The organism is Streptomyces sp. NPDC126499 (assembly GCF_040302485.1).
Lineage (GTDB): Bacteria > Actinomycetota > Actinomycetes > Streptomycetales > Streptomycetaceae > Streptomyces.
Window position 1 is genome coordinate 422,252 of record NZ_JBEOUO010000003.1, and the last position, 19,316, is coordinate 441,567.

The window sequence follows — 19,316 nt, forward strand, 5'->3', positions numbered from 1 at the left end:
TGTCCGGCGTCCTTCCACGGTCGGCGACGAGCGGGGGGAATCACGGATGCGCAGGCCACGCTGGTGGACGGAGCTCATACTGATCGCCTTGGTGTACGCCGCGTACTCCTGCGGCCGGCTGCTCGCCCGCGGGGACGTGGCAGCCGCCGTCGACCACGGCCTCGCCATCCTCCGCTTCGAGCAGTCCCTCGGCATCGACGCCGAGCACCCGCTGAACCGTCTCTTCACCTCGACCCCGGCCCTCGGCATCCCCGCCGACTTCGCGTACGCCTCCCTGCACTACCTGGTCACCCCGGCCGTCCTCGTCTGGCTGTTCCGCCGCCGTCCCGCGCACTACCGGGCCGCCCGCACCTGGCTGACGGTCTCCACCCTCCTCGGCCTCGTCGGCTTCACCCTGCTGCCGACCTGCCCGCCCCGGCTGCTCGACGCGGGCCACGGCTTCGTCGACACGATGGCGCGGTTCAGCGCGTACGGCTGGTGGGGCGGCGAGGCGAGCGCGCCGCGCGGTCTCGGCGGGCTCACCAACCAGTACGCGGCGATGCCCAGCCTGCACGTCGGCTGGGCGCTGTGGTGCGGGGTGATGCTGTGGCGGTACGGGCGGACGCCGCTGCTCCGGGCACTCGGCGTCGCCTACCCGCTGCTCACCGTCCTGGTGGTGATGGGCACGGCCAACCACTACTTCCTGGACGCGGTCGCCGGGGCGGCCGTGATGGGGGCGGGCCTGCTGCTCGCGCCGTACGCGACGCGCCTGGCCGACCGCGTGCTCGACCGGACGTCCGGTGGGATGACAGGTGGTGGGCCCGGCGGGACGTCCGGCGGGATGTCCCGTGGTGGGCCCGACGGGACGTCCGGCGGGATGTTCAGGGGCGAATCCCGCCGAAACTCCCCGCTTGTCAGTGGCGGATGGGAGACTTCCGCGGGTGAGCGCATCCCTGGGCAGCGGCCCGCACCGGCCGCCGCAGACGACACTCCGGCATCGGCTCGCTGAGCTGCGCGGACCGGCCCTGGTGCCGCGTCCGCTGGACGCGCGGGCACTGGCCGCGCTGGCCGCCAATCCCGGCTGCCGGCGACGGGCGATCCTGGACGGCGCCGGGGTCGACAAGACCGCGCTCGCCGCGAAGCTCGGCGCCCCGTCGGGCTTCGGCCAGTCGCAGTTCGCGATCGCCCGGGGCAACGCGTTCGAGGCGAAGGTGAAGGCGGACGGGGGCCGGGAGCTGCTGCGGCTGCTCGGGATCGAGGAGCCCTCCGAGGTGGACCTGCCGGAGCTCGCGGCGGCCGGGCCCGAGGGCCGGGCGGCCCGCACGGCGCTCGCGCTGCGCGAGGCGACGGCGGCCGGCCGCTGGGCGCTCCTCGACCATCCGATGCTGGCCCTGGAGGTCGCCGGTTCTCCCGTCTATCTGGAGCCCGACGCGGTGGTGGTGCACCCCGACGGGCGGTGGACGGTCGTGGAGATCAAGTCCTTCCCGATGATCGACGGCTCCGCCGACGCGTCGAAGGTCGGGGCGGCGGCCCGTCAGGCGGCGGTCTACGTGCTCGCCCTGGAGCACGTCGCCGCCGTCACGGACGGCGCGGCGGTGGCCCACGCGGTGCTGCTGGTCTGCCCCAAGGACTTCTCCAACCTGCCGACCGCCTCGGCGGTGGACGTCCGCAAGCAGCTGTCGGTGACCCGGCGCCAGCTCGCCCGGCTCACCCGCATCGAGGAGATCGCGGACACGCTGCCGGAGGGCGTGACCTTCGACGTGGCGGAGTGCTCGGCCGAGGAGCTGGCGGCGGCGGTGGAGTGCGTGCCGCACGCGTACGCGCCGGAGTGCCTGTCCGCCTGCGAGCTGGCCTTCCACTGCCGGGAGCGGGCGCGGGCCGCGGACGTGGTCGCGACGCTCGGCCGGTCGGTGCGGGGCGAGCTGGGCGGCCTGACGACGATCGGCGCGGTCCTGGCGGCGGCGCGGGGCGAGGCGGGCGACCCCGACGACCCGGCGGTCGGGGCGCTGCGCCGGGCGCGGGCGCTGCGGGCCGAGGCGCTGGAGGCGGCGGCATGTCGCTGATCTCCACCCTGGCCCGGATGGAGGCCGTCGAGGCGGGCCGGGCGCAGCCGCTGGCCACCGTGCGCCACCGGCACCTGTCCGGGCGGCCCCTGGTCCTCGTGCCGCTCACGACCGCGGGCGAGGCGGGTGCGCCGCTCGGGGCCCTGGTGGGCACGGATCCGCGGGAGCCCCGGCTGCTGGTCGTACCGCAGCCGCGCGATCGTGACCTGCGGTTCGCGTTCCTCGCCGAGCTGGCCGACGAGGTCCTGCCGTACGTCGACTCCTTCACCGAGGACGTCGAGGCGGCGGAGAGGAACGAGACCGACCCGGAGACCGGGAAGAAGGTCAAGGTCGAGGTCGAGCTGTGCGCGGACGCGCCACAGGTGGTGGTGCCGAGCCGGGCGGGCATCGAGTACGTACGCCTGCTCGGCCGGTCGACCCGGTTCCGGCGGACGGCGGAGCAGGACCCGGACACGCCCTTCCCGGCGCCGCCCCGGGTGCCGCTGCTCGGCCGCTGGCTGACCCATCTCGGCGAGCGGGCCCGGGTGCCGGGCTCCTCGCTGCTGGTCGCGGCGACGGACCTGCTCAACCGGCACTGGGCCACCGGCCAGTCCTCTCTGGAGGACCAGCACCTGGGCGCGCTGCTCGCCTGGATCGACCCGCCCGCCGGCGAGTCGGGCGCCGAGGCGGCGCTGCGCGCCGAGCTCGGGCGGGACGCGCGGGGGCAGTTGCTGTGCCCGCCGGCGGGTCCGGCGACCGACCCGGCCTTCGACAACAAGCTGCTCGCCCCCGCGATCGAGGCCTACGACCGGGCCCGGCAGGCACTCGGCGCGGCCGAGGACGGCGGGGCGGCGGAGGACGGCCTCGCCGCGCTGCACCGGGCCGAGCGGGAGATCCGCCGGCTGGTCCTGTCCCAGCTGGAGCCCACGTGGGAGGCGGTGTGGCGGGCGCTCGACCTGCTGCGGGAGCTGCCGGAGGGCGCGCGGGTCGCCGACCGCTGGACGCGCGACCGCTGGTCGTTCACCGGCCACCGGGACCGGATCGCTGCGGGCGAGCCGCCGCAGCCGCGCCGGGACGACGCGGTGACCGCCGCGCAGAAGCTGGCCGCGCGCGAGCAGGCGCAGGGCCGGCTGGAGGCGCAGGAGGCGCTGGACGACCCGCTGGTGATGGCGGGGCGGCGGCTGTCGGGCGAGGCGTTCGTCGCGGAGGTCGTCGAGGTCACCCCGGCGTACACGGAGAAGAACCGTCCGCGCCCGCTGCTCACGGTCCGCACGGACGACCGGCCGCACCTGGGCGGCGGCGTGAAGGTGTACCGGTCGCTGGACGGCAAGCCGCAGACGGCCGAGTTCGTGGAGCGCGAGCCCGACGGGTCCCTGGTGTTGCGGCTGACGGACAGGATGGGCCGCGCGAAGGAGCCGGCGGAGGGCTCGGTGCCGGAGAAGGGCGAGCGGATCGTCTGGACGCTGTTCGAGCACGACCAGCGGGTGGGCGCCAAGCTGCCGGACCCGGAGGAGACCCCCTGGACCCACGGCGGCCCGCCGCGCGCGGACGCCGTCGAACCGCCCGATGCCGTGACCCCCGAGGACCTGCTGTGAGCCGCCGTTCCGTGACCGCCTTCGACCCGTCCGCGGAAGCCGCGCGGGCGACGGACGCCATCCTGGCGAGCACCCTGTACGGGGACGCCCGCGGTGTGGTCGTCGACTCCCCGCCGGGCGCGGGCAAGTCGACGCTCGTGGTGCGGGCCGCCCTCGAACTGGCCGACGCGGGCCGCCCCCTGATGGTCGTCGCGCAGACGAACGCGCAGGTCGACGATCTGGTGCTGCGGATCGCGGAGAAGCGGCCCGGCCTGCCGGTGGGGCGGCTCCACTCGAACGACTCCGATCCGTACGACAAGGCCCTCGACGGCCTGGAGCAGGTCCGGAAGTCGGCGAAGGCGGCGGATCTGACCGGGCTGCCGGTGGTGGTGTCGACGGCCGCGAAGTGGGCGCACGTGAAGAACGTGGAGCCGTGGGCGCACGCGATCGTGGACGAGGCGTACCAGATGCGTTCGGACGCGCTGCTCGCCGTGGCCGGCCTGTTCGAGCGGGCGCTGTTCGTGGGCGACCCGGGGCAGCTGGACCCGTTCTCGGTGGTGGGCGCGGATCAGTGGGCGGGCCTGTCGTACGACCCGTCCGCCTCCGCCGTCAGCACCCTCCTCGCCCACAACCCGGACCTGCCGCAGCACCGCCTGCCGGTGTCCTGGCGGCTTCCGGCGTCGGCCGCCCCGCTGGTGTCCGACGCCTTCTATCCGTACACGCCGTTCCGCAGCGGCACCGGCCACGGCGACCGCAGGCTCTCCTTCGGGGTGCCCTCGGACGGCTCGGGCCCGGACCGGGTCCTGGACGAGGCGGCGGAGTCGGGCTGGGGGCTGCTCGAACTGCCCGCCCGGCACACCCCCCGGACCGATCCGGAGGCGGTCCGGGCGGTCGCCCTGGTCGTACGCCGTCTCCTGGACCGCGGCGGGGTGTCGGTGAGCGAGCGCTCCCCCGACCCGGTGCCGCTCACCCCCGACCGGATCGCGGTCGGCACGGCCCACCGCGACCAGGCGGCGGCCGTCCGGGCGGCCCTCGCCGAGCTGGGCGTCTCCGGTGTGACCGTGGACACGGCGAACCGCCTCCAGGGCCGCGAGTACGACGTCACGGTCGTCCTGCACCCCCTCTCCGGCCGCCCCGACGCCACCGCCTTCCACCTGGAGACCGGCCGCCTCTGCGTCCTCGCCTCCCGGCACCGCCACGCCTGCGTCGTCGTCTGCCGCGCGGGCGTCGCCGACCTCCTCGACGAACACCCGTCGACGGAACCGGTCCAGCTGGGCGTCACGGTGAAGTTCCCGGACGGCTGGGAGGCCAACCACGCGGTCCTCTCCCACCTGGCGGAACACCGGGTGAGCTGGGCGCCGTGAGGCGGGCATGGCCGCGCGAACCCCCGATGCCTCCGGGCCCGGCGACCGGCTCCCTTCGCCGGACGGAGTCCGGCACGCCGCCGGAGGCGCCAAGGAACACAGCCCCGGACGGCTGGGAGGCCAACCACGCGGTGCTGTCCCACCTGGCGGAACACCGGGTGAGCTGGACGCCGTGAGGCGGCCCCGAGAAGGCTCAGGCGTTGCGCCATGCCTGCCACGCGCGGCCGGCCTCCACGGCGCGTCGCCGGTACTGGCGCAGTTCCTTTACCCCCTGGTCCAGACGCTGCGCCCAGTAGCCGGTGATCGACGACGCGAAGGCCGTCACAGCTGCCTGGGGAGCGGCGGCGTAAGCGGGTACCTTGGCCGCCCACTCCTCCGCACTCTCCGGGCCGTGTCCGGCCATGATCAGTTGCGGAACCATCAGCGCCACGTCGAGCCAGGCGGCCCCCCGGTGGGCCAGGGCCCAGTCGACGAAGAGAACGCGGTCGCCGATCAGGACGTTGTCCGAGCGGATGTCACAGTGCAGCAGGGTGTCGCCACGCATCGCCTCGTGATGGCCGGCGGCACGCTCGGCCACGGGGTGGGACACGAAGTCCGGCGCCAAGGGGAACGGCGAGGGGGTGAGGGTGGTGTGAAGTGCCGCGACGGCGTCCATGAGGGACGCCAGGTCGGAGGACCCCGGTGACAGATCGGGGTGGCGCCCTTCCTCGTAGTGGAACGCCAGAACCACCCAGCCGTCCGCATCCAGCACCGCCAGCAGTCGAGGGCCGACGCCTGGCGGGAGGCCTCTGTTGACCGCCGCCTCCGCGCGGTACATCGAAGCCAGCGGATCCGTCGCGGGGATGGCCTTCACGAACACGTCGCGGCCGAACGCCGCCCTCATCCGCACCCGTACGCCGGGGGTGAAGCCACCCGTGACGGCTACGGCCGGCCCGACGGCGGCAAGCCGGTCGGCGAGGCGGCGGCGCACGGCGGGGGGAAGGTCGTCCCAGACGCGGCTGGTCACGTCGGCCTCCAGGTGATCGTGTCGCGGTCGATCGCGACCAGGTGCTCCCGTTCGAGGTGTGCCATGCCCCGGCGAACGACCGCGTACAGGTGCGGGCCAGGCCGATAGCCCAGGAAGTGCTTTCCCGTCAGCCCCTCGGGAGACGACAGTAGGGCGTCGGTGGCCTGTCCCAGCGTGGTTTTTCGGGCAGCGGCGATCCGCAGTGCGAGGAGCGCGCAGCCTCGCTCGGCGTCCGCGGTCTGACGCCGGTAGAGATCGATGTCACCGGTGAGGAAGACGTGCGGTGTGGTGAGGGCGTTGAGGACGAGTCGCAGTTTGAACGCCGGCGCGTTCAAGGCGTCCGGGTCGCCCACCGGCGCGGCGTAATCGCTTACGCCGAGGAAGCCGTCCAGTCGTGCGGCTCGGGCGATCTCCCGTTCGGTGGCATACAGCTTGGAGGCGTAGCCGACCTCTTCGTCCAACGGCAGTCCGTGGTCGATGTGGAGCTGCTTCACACCGTCGATGAGCCGTGCGAGAGCGCGGCCAGGCAGGAGCCTGGTTCCGGTGAACAAGAGGTCGAGATCGGACGCGGGTCGGGGACGGCTCGCATGGGAGCCGTAGGCGAGCGCATAACCGCCACGAACGGGATGCAGCGCAGCGGCGGCGGCGAAGAGCGCGTTCATCCCTGCTCCGACGCGCGGCCGAGACCCATGACGTAGGCGAGTGCGTCACGCATGTGGCTCTCGGTGATCCGCTGGTTGTTGCCCATGAATCGGAGCGGGTGAAGCGTCGCGCCACGCCGGATGCGCCCGGTGTCGTCGGGGAGCGAGAACTGGTGGAAGTGCCAGCGCCCCTCCTCCAGGATGCGGGCGTGGATGCGCTTGCTGATGGCATTGATCCGGTCGACGTCCGGATGCCCGGGGTCGTGGTCGACGGGCAGGTACAGGAAGGCGACGGCGGTCATGTCCGGGTCGTTCAGCCGCAGGAGACGCGGATGGTCGTCGACCATGCCTGCGAAGGTACGGGTCACGACGAGTCGGTGGCGCATCGTGTCGGCGAGACCACGACGGCCGTGCGCGCGCATCATGGTCCACAGCTTGGCCGAGGACCATTCTTTGGTGCCGATGAACGGCGTGACCTGGCCGAAGGCGAAGTCCTCCTGCATGATCAGGTCCGAGTACGAGGAGATGGAGCGCAGCACGGCGGGCTCGCGCACGAGGAGGGCGGACATCGCGTAAGGAATGTCCATGACCTTGTGCGGGTCGACAGTGACGGAGTCGTAGGCCTCGATCCCGGCCAGCCTGGGGGCGAGTTCCGGCAGGAAGGCGCACATCAGCCCCCAGCAGGCGTCCGCGTGGAGCCAGATACGGGGGTCGGCGGCCCGGGTGACGTCGTGGACGGCGCACAGGTTCTCCACCGTGTGGGTACGGCTGTCCCCTGCGTACGCCACGACGGCCATGATCTCGTCCCGCCGTTCCCTCAGCGTCTGTTCAAGTGCCCTGAGGTCGAAGCGGTATCCGCGGGTCGGCACTTCGATGATCCGGTCTCCACAGCCGAGCCACTGCAGCGCGCTTTTGACGCTGTAGTGGCCGATCCCGGACGGCACGACGATGTGCATCCGAGCCACGTCGCCGACTCCCTGGTGCAGGGTGCCCGGGGCGATGTTCTCGCGGGCCAGCATCATGGCCGTGGTGTTGGAGCCGGTGCCGCCGTACGTCGCGACGCCGCCGACATCCCACACCGTGGTCACGTCCGACACGGGCCGGTTGGCATACCCGATCAGCTGACGAAGCCACCGGATGACGGCGATCTCCGTGAATGTCGCCGAAGGCGCGGCGAACGACTGGTTGATCAGGTTCTGCTGCGCGAACAGAGCGAGCAGACCGCCGGCGAGCGCCGCGAGATCGGCACCGGTGTGGCCGAAGCCGAGGAATCGGGGCGATGCCTCGTTGTTGCACGCCGGAAGGACGGTGTCGACCAGCTCCCGTACGACCTCGTCGACCCCGGTCGACTCGTCCGGAAGATCCGTGACGAGGAGATCCCGCATCTCGCTCGGTGCGAGCCGCCTGCGGGTGACCTGATCGTCCAGCTTGAAGTCGACGCCGACGGCGAGGAGTCGACCCAGGAGTGCGAGGGTTTTGGAGCGGCTCACCTCATGGAGCAGAGGCATGGTGTGACTCCTTACTTCTCAGGGGATCCGGATGTTGTCGACAGCGGTGGTCCACTCCACACCGGAAGCGGCGCGGACATGCGCGATGTGGGCCTCGCGCCCGCCGGAGTGCACGTCGTGCGTGACGACGGTGAGCACGCCCTCGCCTCCGCTCGCGATGTCGCGGACTCGGCTGCCGAGGAGGGGGTGCGGCTCGTCGCCCCCACGATCCGCGCGGCCCTCGCTCTCAGGGCCGGGTCGCGCGGCGGCACGGCGCATAAACCTCTCCCAGCCGTCTGCCGCCCGCAGCCGCAGGGCACGGCTCGGCGCGCCGGGCGGCGGGTCGGGGCACTCAGCACCGTCTTCGTGGGTGACCTCGGGCACGGCATCCTCCTCCGTCGGGAATTGGTCGCAGTGAGTCAATCGCCGATGACGTTCCGTTGACAGATGCCGCACTGTCTGCCAGATGTAGGCCATCGGTGAACCAGGCGACGACGGATCGGACAGCTATGTCGATAGGAGAGCGAATCCGAGCCGCACGCGGAGCGCGGCGGCCGCGCATGAGCCAGCAAGGCCTGGCGGATGCGCTTTCCATGGCGCGGTGGGGGGCGGCGGGGTTCTGTGATCGCCAGCAGGTGTACCGGTGGGAGGCCGGGAAGCGTCACCCCACGGAATGGCTGCCATTCATCGAACAGGTGTTAGGCATCGATCTTTCGCAGGAGAAGATGCCGGACGGAAGCGATACGGTGACATCAGTCATGCGCCTCGGGAGGGATGACGTGGAGCGCCGGGTATTCCTAGCGGCTTCCGCCGCCGTGGGGCTGTCCGCGCTGGACATCCCCGATGCCGCTGCCGTGACTCGCCGCGCGTCCGGAAGCAGCGGCGTGCGTGTGGGGTTGGGCGAGGTCAATGCCATCCGGCACATGATCAGGACACTCGGCGATGCCGCTTCCGAGCTGGGTGGTGGACATGCCCGCCACCTGACCGTTCGTTACCTCACCGAGGACGTACAGCGCTGGCTCGACGGCACCTACACGGAGGCGGTCGGCCGAGAACTCTTCGCGGCTGCGGCGGAACTGGTTCATCTCGCCGGATGGATGGCCAAGGACGAGGGGAACGAAGGACTGGCCCAGCGGTACTTCGTCCACTCCTTCAAGCTGGCTGCCGAAGCCGGAGAGAGTGAGGCAGCGGCGACCGCGTTGCGCGGTCTGGCCGATCAGGCTGTGGACCTCGGCCACCTCGCATCGGGAGTCCGCCTGGCCGAGGGGTGCGTGACATGGGGAGAGAAGCTCGACAACCCCAGGGCCCTCGCCTACTACCGCAACACCCTCGCCCGGGCGGCAGCAGCGGACCTCGACGTCCGGACCGCTCGGGCGATGCTGGCGGCTTCCGAGGAGGCCATCGGGCGGGCTCCCGCCTCACCGGGCGACTCGTGGGCATCGCATTACAGCGCCGGCCGCTGGGCGCACGAGTCCGCCAAGATCCACTCTCGGCTGGGCGACCAGGCGGCCGCGGAAGAGCTGCTGCACCTGTCCCTGGACATTCACGGCATCGACAGACGGCGGACCCGGGCCATGGTGCTGGCCGACCTCGCCACCGTACAGATGCGGCAGGGCGACCTGGACGGCGCCGTGGCCTCGGCTGAGGAGTTCGTCGCCTTCGCGCAAGGTGTCCAGTCGGCCCGGGTGAACACCGCAGCACAGGACCTGAAGGAACGCCTCGGGCGGACGGCCCCTGACGTGCCGGTTTACGAAGCACTCGACGCACTCGGCATGTGAAGGACTCCACCTCCCGTCGCCGTGAGCGTCGGTTGGGCTCTGGCCCTGGGGTGGTCTTGCCAGGCGCGGGAGAATGGGAGGTGGCCCGGGTGTCCGGGCCGTGTGTGTGCGAGGAGGAGAAGGACCATGGCGGAACCGGCTGAGCGGAGTGGGCAGCGGCGGGTCAGGCCGGCGCCGCTGGTCTTCGAGCCTGCCGAGGCGACCGCCGACCCGGAGCACTTCTTCGACCTGGAGTCGATCGAGGATCCGCGGGAGCTGCTCGCCCGGGCGACCGAGCTGACGATGGCATTCCGGGCGGCGACCGACCGGGCGGTCGAGTTCCAGGCGATCGCGGCGGCCCAGCTCGCCGATCCCCGCCGCTTCGACCGGCTGACGGCGGCGGACGTGGCCGAGCGGGCGGAGTGGACGGAGGACTACGCCCGCAAGATGATCGAGTTCGGCCGCGATCTGATCCGTACGGGCGGCCGCGCCCTGGAGGAGTGAGCCGCCCGACACCCGGGCCGCCCAGCGCACTGGCATATGCCGGGGCGCACGATACTCCCCCCGGCCCCGCCCTGTCCGGGTTTCCGGCAACCCGCTGAAACGGAACGGTCACAGCCGGTAGACCTTCTCGTATGACGACGTGGCTGCGTGACGAGACGACTCCGTACGAGATCTTCCGCTTCCTGCGGGACCCGGACGAGGAGCGGCACCAGCCCGCGCGGGTCACCGAGGAAGGCGCCGCCTGGCTCGCCTCCGCCACCGCCCGCCCGTGCGACACGCTCGCGCGCTGGCAGGAGCGGCCCACCGCCCCGGCCGTGCTGTCCTGCGGCCGCGTCTTCGACGTGGTGAACGTGGAGCCGATCTTCGGGCGCCGGATGCTGGACCGGCTCTGGGCCGAGGGCCCCGGTTCCGGGCCCGTCGCCGTCCACAGGGGCCGGATGCTGCTCTTCGCCGCGCCCGGTACGGCCCAGCGGTTACCGGCGCTGCTCGACTGGGAGGAGTACGGGGACACCGTGCCGCGGCCGCTCTGCCACGGCACCGGGGACGCCGTGACCGTGCCCCCGCTGACCCCGCAGGACACCTCGGGTCCGCGCTGGCTGGTCGCCCCCGACACCCTCGGGCCGTGGCTGCCCGGACCCGAGGTTCTCCTCTGGGCCTGCGTCCGGGCCGCCCGGATGGTTTCGGCGGCCGACGTGCGGGTATCGATTTTTGCTTCGGCGGATCCGGATGCTAATGTCTACGACGTCAGCAGGCGCCGCTAGCTCAGTTGGTTAGAGCAGCTGACTCTTAATCAGCGGGTCCGGGGTTCGAGTCCCTGGCGGCGCACAGACGGAAGAAGCCCCTCGCGCAAGCGGGGGGCTTCTTCGTGTCCGCGTCCATGGACCGGTCCGGGATCACGGCACAGGTCGCGCTCACTCCACCGGTTGTGCCCGGGGGCCCGTGACGCGGACCGTCCACACGCCCGCCCGGGTCCGCTCGGCGACCTCCACCCGTACGCCCGTGCCGGGCACGGTGAAGGACTCGCCCTCCGCCAGCGGCGCGTCCGCGAGCGGCGGGTAGACCGAGCGCTCCCAGCACGCCTCCGTGCGCGGGTGGGCGTCCACGACCTCCACCGGGCCCTCGCCGGAGGCCGCCTCGTTGCGGACCCGGTAGACGAGCACGCCTTCGGTGCAGGTGTCCTGGTCGTTGCCGGTCGCCGAGCGGGCCTCGATCGCCAGCGCGCTGCCCTCGCCGGTGCGGACCACCGCCAGGCGGGTGCCGAGGGTGCCGCCCGCCACGGGCGCGGCGGCGACCGGCTCCAGGCCGATCACATGGGTGCCGGGGTCGCGGACGCAGGCCACCTGGGAGCGGTCGAGCCAGCCCAGCTTCCACTTGTGCCAGGCGAAGAGGTCCGGGGCGAGGCCGAACTGGCTGCCCATGACGTCCCAGTCGCCGACATGGGTGTCCCAGTCGCCCTTGCCGTCGGACGGCCGGTGGTAGAGGTCCGGCAGGTCGAAGACATGGCCGGTCTCGTGGGCGAGCACATTGCGGTCCGGCGGGTGGCGCTCGAAGACCGTGACCACCCGCTTGATCTCCTGACCGTCGGCCTCCAGCGGCTGCTCCAGGTTGACCACCTTGGTGGCGTCGGAGTCCACGCCGGGCGCGTCGGGGTCGGCGACCAGATAGACGATGTCGTAGCGGGAGAAGTCGACGGAGTCGTCGGCCGCCCGGATCGCGTCGCGCAGATAGGCCGCCCGGTGCTCGGCGCTCCAGTCACGCCGTATCGCGTACGTGCCGGAGTCCTGCGGCATCCGGGTCCAGCCGGCCTGCGGATGGACCCGCAGCGAGAACCGGCCGTAGGAGGCGCGCTCGAAGAACTCGGCCGTGCCGGGGAAGTGGTCGGCGGCCAGCTCGGCGGGGGTGATCAGCGGGTCGGAGTCCGGGAAGGACAGGAAGACCATGACGGCGTCGAGGGTGCGGGTGGGCCGCGGATAGGACCCGTTCCAGGTGTCGAGGCCGAGCGAGTGATGGGCGGTCGTACGGGGCAGGGCGCAGGGGCCCGCGGAGGGCGCGGCGACGGCGGGACCGGCGACGAGCCCGGTCGCGGCGAGCGCCGCGAGCGAGGTGAAGGCAGCCGCGCCGGCACGCAGGCGCGAGCGTTGCACTCCCCCGGGTGGCTGCTGACCCCTCACGTGGACCTCCGGCTCCGGAAAGCGTGACACCACACCCACCTTGTGGTGGTTTGTAATGTTTCGCACCTTTCCGCTGCCCCGGTCGGGTGAGCGGGACGCGCCGGGTCGACGCGACACGGACGCACGACAGCTCACGGAAAGTCACATTCGGTCAGACCTCCGTCGACCCGTGTCAGACCCGCGCAGAAACGATCGGCCGGGTGAGCGGGTGGGAAGCCTCACAGCCCGCCGGGGCCGCACGGCGGGCCTGGGAGCTGGAACGGCCCCCGGGCCAGCCTCTATGATCGGCACACTTTCCCTGGCCGACCATTCCGACCACATCTGTACGGCCCGAACGCACTACGGGAGCGAGCGGTGAGCGGAACCCCCGAAGTACCGGTGCACCCGTCGGCGGAGCCGGTGCTCACAGAGCGTCACGCATCCGCATCCGATCCCGAACCCGGTCCGGAACCCGGTCCGGAATCCGGTCCGGAGTCTGGCCCCCGTCCCAACCTCGGTCCTGATCCCGGTCGCGACCCCGGTCGCGATCCAGGCCCCGGTCCCGGCCCCCGTCCCGGCCCCGATCCCGACCTCGCCCCCGAACTCCGTGACTACCGCGCCGCCTTCCGCGCCGCCCGGCTCGCGATGGCCGTGGTCGACCGGGACGGCGTCGTCGTCGCCGCCAACGAGGCCCTCGGCACCCTGCTCGGCACCGAGCCCGCCGCGCTGTGCGAGCAGGCCGCCGCCGACCTGGTCGACCTCGGGTCCGACGGGCGCACCTGGCACGCCTACCGCGAGGTGCTGCGCGGCCGCCGCTCCCGCTTCCGCTGCACCCGCCGGCTCAAGCACCCCGACGGCCGCTCCCTGTGGGCCGAGGTGACCGTCTCCCCCGTGCCCGACCGCCCGCGCGTCCTGCTCTCGGTCGCCGACATCAGCGACCGGCGCGAACTCCAGGCCCGGTTGCGCCACCTCCAGATGCACGACCCGGTCACCCGGCTGCCCAACCGCACCCTGTTCTTCGAGCGCCTCACCGCCGCCCTGGAGACCGCCGCCGCCGAGGGCCCCGCGGACCCCGCGGAGGAGCCCGCCGACGAGGACGCCCGGGACCGGTCGTACGAGTCGTACCAGTCCTACGGGCATGGCAGAACAGGGCGGATCGGCATCTGCTACCTCGACCTCGACGGCTTCAAGGCGGTCAACGACACCCTCGGCCACCGGGTCGGCGACCGGCTGCTCGCCGCCGTCGCCGGCCGGCTCACCGAGTGCGCCGACAGCTACGGCTACACGCGGGGCGGCGGCCATCTCGTGGCCCGGCTCGGCGGGGACGAGTTCGCCATCCTGGTCGAGGACTCCACCGGCACCGAGCAGCTCGCCGATCTGGCCCAGTCCGTCCTCACCGCGCTCCAGGAGCCCTTCGACCTGTCCGGGCAGCGCCTGTCCGTCTCCGCCTCCATCGGCGTGGTCGAGCGACGGGCCCACGGCTCCTCCGCCACCTGTCTGATGCAGGCCGCCGACACCACGCTGTACTGGGCCAAGGCCGACGGCAAGGCCCGCTGGACGCTCTTCGACCCCGAGCGCAACGCCCACCGGATGACCCGGCAGGCGCTCTCCTCCACCCTGCGGCCCGCCGTGGAGCGCGGGGAGTTCGCCCTCGAGTACCAGCCGCTCGTGGACCTGGCGGACGGGTCGGTACGCGGGGTCGAGGCGCTGGTGCGCTGGCACCACCCGCAGTTCGGCAGCCTGGCGCCGAATCGGTTCGTCGGGATCGCCGAGGAGGACGGAACGATCGTCGAGCTCGGGCGCTGGGTGCTGCGGACCGCCTGCCACCAGGCACGGCAGTGGCAGAAGGATCACCCGCGCGACCGGCCGATCTTCGTCAGCGTCAATGTGGCGGTGCGTCAGGTCTGGGACTCCGACCTGGTGGCCGACGTGGCCGGCATCCTCTCCGAGACCGGGCTCGCCCCGCATCTGCTCCAACTGGAGCTCACCGAGTCCGCGGTGATGGGCTCGGCGGGCCGCCCGCTCCAGGCGCTGCAGGCGCTGAGCGACATGGGCGTGCGGATCGCGATCGACGACTTCGGCACCGGCTACTCCAACCTCGCCTATCTGAGCCGGCTGCCGGTCTCCGTGCTGAAGCTGGACGGCTCGTTCGTGCGCGGCTTCCAGGACGAGGAGCACGCCAACCCGGCGGACGAGCTGATCGTCGAGGCACTCGTCCAGCTCGCCCACCGCCTCGGCCTCACGGTCACCGCCGAGTGCGTGGAGACCGCGGGGCAGGCCACCCGCCTGCGCCGGATCGGCTGCGACACCGGCCAGGGCTGGCTGTACTCGCGCCCGGTCCCCCCGGACGGCATCGCCGCCCTCATCGGCGTCGCGCCGTCGTCCGTACGGGCGCGGTAGGGATCGGACAGGGAACTGCCCCCGCCCGGAGGGACCTTCCGGGCGGGGGCAGTGGTCGTGCGCGCGGTGGGTACGGGGTCGTACGACTTCGTAGATGGTCGTACGTGGTCGTACGGGGTTCAGCCGAGGGTCAGCAGGCGCCCTGGTCCTTCCAGACGCCCCACTCGCCGGTCGTGCCCGGCTCCTCGTTCTGGGTCCACCACTGGGCCTTCCAGGTGCGGCCCTTGTGCGAGACGAGCGAGCCGCCGGTGTAGACCTGGCCGGCCACGTACGCCGGGGCGGTGCAGCTGCCGGACGGCGGCGGGGTCGTGGGCGGGGCGGTCGTCGGCGGAGTCGTGGTGGGCGGCGTGGTCGGCGGGGTGGTCGGGGGCACGGTGGTGCCGCCGAGGGCGTCGTTGATCTGCTTCAGGAGGGTGGCGTTCTCGTCCAGGCCGAGCAGCGAGTACATCATCGCGCCGGCCAGACCGCGCTGCTTGCCGTAGTCCACGCGCGCCTGGATGGACCGCTGGTTCAGACCGGTGAAGAACTCGCCGTCCTTGTAGAAGTACGAGGACTTCGACTGGTCGTCCCAGAAGGTGGTCGCCGCGTTGTCGACGATGCCGCCGAGCTCCTTGTAGTGCGCGATGCCGGCCTGCTGGCTGAGCGGGCGGGCGGCCGAGCCGCCGGTCGCCGTCTGCGCGAGGCCGTGGGTGGTGCCGGCCGGGACGCCCTTCCAGCCGCGGTAGTAGAACTCGTAACCGAGCGTCAGCTTGTTCGCGGGGAAGCCGCCCGCGATGCCGTAGGCGGGGTTGCCGTCGATCCAGGAGTCGATGGCGTTGTCGATGCTGTACTTCTCGGTGCCCGGCGCGATCGGGTCGGTCGGGTCGTTCGGGGAGGGGTGGAGCGGGGACTGGTGGTACGTCGGCCCGTCGCCGTCCCAGGCGCCGTGCATGTCGTACGTCATGATGTTGGCGTAGTCGAGGTACTGACCGATCTTGTCGGTCTCGATGTGCTTGATCTTGTCCTGGCCGGCCGGCAGCGCCGCGGTCAGCAGGTACTTCTTGCCGCCGTTGGCCGTGCCGTAGGCGTCGAGCTGCTTGCGGAACTCGGCCAGCAGGAGGGTGAAGTTCTGCTTGTCCTCGGGCCCGTAGTGGTTGCCGAGGTGGCCGCCGGAGGAGCCGGGGTACTCCCAGTCGATGTCGATGCCGTCGAAGATGCCGCCCGCGGTGCCGGGACCGCCGAAGCCGCCCTCGACGGGCAGGTTGCCCTTCAGGTACTGGTCGATGCAGGAGGAGACGAGCTTCTTGCGGCTCGCGTCCGTCTTCGCCGCGTCGTGGAAGTACTTGGAGTAGGTCCAGCCGCCGAGCGAGATGTTGATCTTCAGGTGGGGGTACTTCGCCTTCAGCTCCTTGAACTGGTTGAAGACGCCCACGATCGGCTGGTCCCACTTGTCGGCGACGCCGTCCACGCTGTCGGCCGCGCTGAAGGACTTCTGGTAGTCGGCGTAGGAGTCGCCCGCACCGTCACCCGCGTTGGGGTTGTTGTCGTCACCGGCGGCCTTGTTGGCCATGAAACAGGTGAGGTCGGTGGGGTGGATGTTGCCGAACGAGTAGTTGATGACGTCCAGTTTGCTCGCGATGCCGCGGGTGTCGAGGTGCTTGGGGTAGAAGGCGTTCCCGTACACGCTCCACTGGTCGTAGTACGCGATCCGCACGCCGCCCGGGGAGGCGGTGGCGGCGGTGGGGGTGGTGTCGGCGGCCTGCGCGGAGCCGAGGGAGGCCGTGGCGGCGAGCGCGCCGGCGGCGAGGGCCGAACTCAGGAGTGCGGCGATCAGTGGTCTGCGGGGGTGCACGTGCGGCCTCCGGGAGGGGTGGCGGTACGGAAGTTGGAGCAGTGATATCCGGCGGAAGAACAGTGCGTCAATGGTCTGAACCAGATTGAGGACTAGACCAATTGACGCGAGAAAGCCCTTGTCAGAGAGGTTCCGCACACGAAAGAACCGCCCGCCACCATCGGTGACGAGCGGTTTAAGGTTCACTTATGGCGCTCGGGCGGGCCGCCCTCCGAGGTGGACCAGCCCGCCCGCCACTCCCCCGGTTTCTACGCCTCCGGCAGCCCGTACGCGTCGGCGATCAGCTCGTAGCTCCGCAGCCGGGCCTCCCCGCCGTGCACATTGGCCGTGATCATCAGTTCGTCGGCGCCGGTGCGCTTCTGGAGCGCGTCCAGACCCTCGCGCACCTCGTCGGCCGTGCCGTACACGACGTTCGCCAGCCAGCCGTCGGCGAACTCGCGCTCGGCCGGGCTGAATCCGTACGCCTCCGCCTCCTCCGGCGTCGGGATCAGGCCGGGGCGGCCGGTGCGCAGGCGCAGCATCGACAGGGCGCCGGTCAGCACCTGGCGGTGGGCCTCGGCGGCGTCGTCGGCGGCGAGCGCGGCGACGCCGATCAGCGCGTACGGCGCGTCGAGCACGGCCGAGGGCCGGAAGGAGTCCCGGTAGAGGTCGAGGGCCGGGACGGTGTTGCGCGCGGAGAAGTGGTGGGCGAAGGCGAAGGGCAGACCGAGCAGGCCGGCCAGGCGCGCGCTGAAGCCGGAGGAGCCGAGCAGCCAGACCGGCGGCCGGCCCTTCGGCCCCTGCACGGGGCCGGGCACCGCGTGGATCCGGGCGTAGGGGTGCCCGTCGGGGAAGTCGTCGTCCAGGAAGCGGGTCAGCTCGGCGAGCTGCTCGGGGAAGTCGTCGGCGCCCTCGTTCAGGGTGTCGGTGCGGCGCAGCGCGGCGGCCGTCGCGCCGTCCGTGCCGGGCGCGCGGCCGAGGCCGAGGTCGATCCGGCCCGGGGCGAGGGCCTCCAGGGTGCCGAACTGCTCGGCGATCACCAGGGGGGCGTGGTTGGGCAGCATCACGCCGCCGGAGCCGAGCCGGACGCGGCTGGTGTGGGCGGCGAGATGGGCGAGGATCACGGCGGGCGAGGAGGACGCGACGCCGGGCATGGAGTGGTGCTCGGCCACCCAGTGGCGGTGGTAGCCGCGCCGCTCGGCGAGCCGGCTGATCCCGACGCTGGTGGCGAGGGCCCGGCTCGCGGTGTGCCCGCTGCCGACGGTCACCAGATCCAGCACGGACAGCGGTACGGGCGCGGTACCGTGCGCCTCTCCTCGAATCGCGTCGCTCACCGTGGGGTGCCTTCCTGCGCAGTGACCTCAGTACGTACGGAAACCACAAACAGGAGGGTGTCTCCGGTTATTCCCCGAAAAAATCTTCACGTCCGGAACGGCTCCGAACGCTCGTGCGGACGAGCCCGCGCACGGCCCTGACCTCAGTCTCTGCCGAAGGGCTGTGACCATGGCATATGCCAGAGTGGCGCGGCCCAGCGTACGGCGCCTGCGCACCGCATCATTCTCGCCAACAGCCGCCCCGCAGCGGGGCCTTGGCGGCTATCGTGGTACGGAAGCTTGCGGTCACAACCTGGTAGGGGGAAACCGTGGCGCTGAAGCCCGAGCCCACCGCACCGTTCCACTCGGTGCAATACGCCCTGCGCGTGCTTGAGACGGTCTCACGGCACGGCGGTGGCGTGACGGACGTGCAGATCGCACGGGAGACCGGCCTGCCGGTCGCCCATCTGTCGTCCCTGCTCCTGATGCTCCGGCGCGAGGGCTATGTGGAGCAGGTCTCCGACGGCGCCTACGTCACCGGCGACTCCCTGGTCCTCCTGGGCTCCGGCACCACCCGCCGCGAGGCCCTGGAACGCAAGCTCCAGGAGACCCTGACCGAGCTGCGCGACTCGGTCGGCGCCGCCGTCTACATCAGCCGGTACATCGACGGCGAGGTGAAGATCACCCAGTTCGCCGACGGCCCGCGCACCCCGAAGGTCAACGAGTGGGTGGACTTCCGCTCGGCGGCCCACGCCAGCGCGGTCGGCAAGTGCCTGCTCACGCAGCTCGACCAGAACGGACGCCGGGACCACCTCTCCCGTCACAAGATCGCCCGGCTGACCTCCCGGACGATCACCAACGAGAAGGTGCTGTTCTCCAAGCTGGACAGCCAGCCGCCGACCGTCCCGGTCCTCGACCTCCAGGAGTACGCGGTGGGCACGGTCTGCGCGGCGGTGCCGCTGACGGCCGGCGCGGCCGTGGGCTGCCTGGCGCTCTCCCTGCCGATCGAGCACGCGCACCGGCTGCGCTCGGCGGCCGACACGCTCAACCGCAGGGCGGCTCCGGTGGTGCTCTCGCTGGCGATCTGAGGCCGGCGGCCGGGCGAGAGCGGGCCCGTCCCGGGTGGTCACGAGCACCCCTCGGGACCAGGTAGTATTTTCTCTGTCAGCAGGCGCCGCTAGCTCAGTTGGTTAGAGCAGCTGACTCTTAATCAGCGGGTCCGGGGTTCGAGTCCCTGGCGGCGCACAGACGAAGGGAGCCCCTCGCGCAAGCGAGGGGCTCCCTTGCTT

General features: G+C 72.0%; 16 protein-coding genes and 2 tRNA genes. 11 read left to right on the plus strand and 7 right to left on the minus strand.

Annotated features, from left to right (window positions below; translation table 11 throughout):
- Positions 1–46: 46 nt before the first annotated feature.
- Genes ABTZ91_RS06615 through ABTZ91_RS06630 form a run of 4 tightly spaced genes read left to right on the plus strand, consistent with a single transcriptional unit; the run spans position 47 to position 4,959 of the window.
- Positions 47–988, plus strand: a complete 942-nt coding sequence (locus tag ABTZ91_RS06615; RefSeq protein ID WP_352076018.1) for a phosphatase PAP2 family protein — start codon at positions 47–49, stop codon at positions 986–988.
- On the plus strand, positions 921–2,042 hold the full coding sequence (locus ABTZ91_RS06620) for a hypothetical protein (RefSeq protein WP_352076019.1): 1,122 nt from the start codon (positions 921–923) through the stop codon (positions 2,040–2,042). The genes ABTZ91_RS06615 and ABTZ91_RS06620 overlap by 68 nt, the downstream gene beginning before the upstream one ends.
- A complete protein-coding gene (locus ABTZ91_RS06625) occupies positions 2,033–3,616 on the plus strand; it encodes a hypothetical protein (RefSeq protein ID WP_352076020.1) in 1,584 nt (527 codons plus the stop codon). The genes ABTZ91_RS06620 and ABTZ91_RS06625 overlap by 10 nt, the downstream gene beginning before the upstream one ends.
- A gap of 11 nt (positions 3,617–3,627) precedes the next feature.
- Positions 3,628–4,959, plus strand: coding sequence for an AAA domain-containing protein (locus tag ABTZ91_RS06630; protein ID WP_352076056.1), 1,332 nt, complete (start codon positions 3,628–3,630; stop codon positions 4,957–4,959).
- A 193-nt stretch (positions 4,960–5,152) separates the two neighbouring features.
- On the opposite strand, the gene ABTZ91_RS06635 is transcribed toward ABTZ91_RS06630, so the two are convergent.
- The 4 genes from ABTZ91_RS06635 to ABTZ91_RS06650 are packed head-to-tail and all read right to left on the minus strand — an operon-like array spanning position 5,153 to position 8,477.
- Entirely contained in the window at positions 5,153–5,965 is an 813-nt protein-coding gene (locus tag ABTZ91_RS06635; RefSeq protein WP_352076021.1) for a phosphotransferase, read from the minus strand.
- A complete protein-coding gene (locus ABTZ91_RS06640; protein WP_352076022.1) occupies positions 5,962–6,627 on the minus strand; it encodes a hypothetical protein in 666 nt (221 codons plus the stop codon). The genes ABTZ91_RS06635 and ABTZ91_RS06640 overlap by 4 nt, the downstream gene beginning before the upstream one ends.
- Entirely contained in the window at positions 6,624–8,114 is a 1,491-nt protein-coding gene (locus ABTZ91_RS06645) for a pyridoxal-dependent decarboxylase (protein ID WP_352076023.1), read from the minus strand. Before ABTZ91_RS06645 ends, ABTZ91_RS06640 begins: the two co-directional genes overlap by 4 nt.
- An 18-nt stretch (positions 8,115–8,132) precedes the next feature.
- Positions 8,133–8,477, minus strand: a complete 345-nt coding sequence (locus ABTZ91_RS06650) for a hypothetical protein (protein WP_352076024.1) — start codon at positions 8,475–8,477, stop codon at positions 8,133–8,135.
- A 341-nt stretch (positions 8,478–8,818) separates the two neighbouring features.
- On the opposite strand from ABTZ91_RS06650, the gene ABTZ91_RS06655 reads away from it, so the two are divergent.
- The 4 genes from ABTZ91_RS06655 (at position 8,819) to ABTZ91_RS06670 (ending at position 11,179) form a co-directional block, all read left to right on the plus strand.
- Positions 8,819–9,871 carry a tetratricopeptide repeat protein gene (locus ABTZ91_RS06655; RefSeq protein WP_407077908.1) on the plus strand — a complete coding sequence of 351 codons (1,053 nt, stop codon included), beginning with the start codon at positions 8,819–8,821 and terminating at the stop codon, positions 9,869–9,871.
- A gap of 126 nt (positions 9,872–9,997) precedes the next feature.
- The gene (locus tag ABTZ91_RS06660) at positions 9,998–10,354 is read left to right on the plus strand and encodes a hypothetical protein (protein WP_352076026.1); all 357 of its coding nucleotides are present in this window, start codon (positions 9,998–10,000) and stop codon (positions 10,352–10,354) included.
- 131 nt (positions 10,355–10,485) lie between these two features.
- Positions 10,486–11,115 (plus strand): bifunctional DNA primase/polymerase, encoded by a 630-nt coding sequence (locus ABTZ91_RS06665; RefSeq protein WP_352076027.1) that lies wholly within the window; start codon positions 10,486–10,488, stop codon positions 11,113–11,115.
- Positions 11,106–11,179: transfer RNA gene (locus ABTZ91_RS06670), tRNA-Lys, on the plus strand. Before ABTZ91_RS06665 ends, ABTZ91_RS06670 begins: the two co-directional genes overlap by 10 nt.
- An 86-nt stretch (positions 11,180–11,265) precedes the next feature.
- On the opposite strand, the gene ABTZ91_RS06675 is transcribed toward ABTZ91_RS06670, so the two are convergent.
- Positions 11,266–12,525 (minus strand): M6 family metalloprotease domain-containing protein, encoded by a 1,260-nt coding sequence (locus tag ABTZ91_RS06675; protein ID WP_352076028.1) that lies wholly within the window; start codon positions 12,523–12,525, stop codon positions 11,266–11,268.
- A 624-nt stretch (positions 12,526–13,149) separates the two neighbouring features.
- On the opposite strand from ABTZ91_RS06675, the gene ABTZ91_RS06680 reads away from it, so the two are divergent.
- Positions 13,150–14,904 carry a putative bifunctional diguanylate cyclase/phosphodiesterase gene (locus ABTZ91_RS06680; protein WP_407077901.1) on the plus strand — a complete coding sequence of 585 codons (1,755 nt, stop codon included), beginning with the start codon at positions 13,150–13,152 and terminating at the stop codon, positions 14,902–14,904.
- A 130-nt stretch (positions 14,905–15,034) separates the two neighbouring features.
- Here ABTZ91_RS06680 and ABTZ91_RS06685 read toward each other — a convergent pair whose 3' ends face one another.
- Positions 15,035–16,735, minus strand: coding sequence for a glycosyl hydrolase family 18 protein (locus tag ABTZ91_RS06685; protein ID WP_352076029.1), 1,701 nt, complete (start codon positions 16,733–16,735; stop codon positions 15,035–15,037).
- Positions 16,736–16,983: 248 nt separating this feature from the next.
- Positions 16,984–18,048 carry an LLM class flavin-dependent oxidoreductase gene (locus ABTZ91_RS06690; protein WP_352076030.1) on the minus strand — a complete coding sequence of 355 codons (1,065 nt, stop codon included), beginning with the start codon at positions 18,046–18,048 and terminating at the stop codon, positions 16,984–16,986.
- Positions 18,049–18,356: 308 nt separating this feature from the next.
- On the opposite strand from ABTZ91_RS06690, the gene ABTZ91_RS06695 reads away from it, so the two are divergent.
- The gene (locus tag ABTZ91_RS06695) at positions 18,357–19,115 is read left to right on the plus strand and encodes an IclR family transcriptional regulator C-terminal domain-containing protein (protein WP_352076031.1); all 759 of its coding nucleotides are present in this window, start codon (positions 18,357–18,359) and stop codon (positions 19,113–19,115) included.
- Between the two features lie 83 nt (positions 19,116–19,198).
- Positions 19,199–19,272: transfer RNA gene (locus ABTZ91_RS06700), tRNA-Lys, on the plus strand.
- The last annotated feature ends 44 nt before the right edge of the window (positions 19,273–19,316 follow it).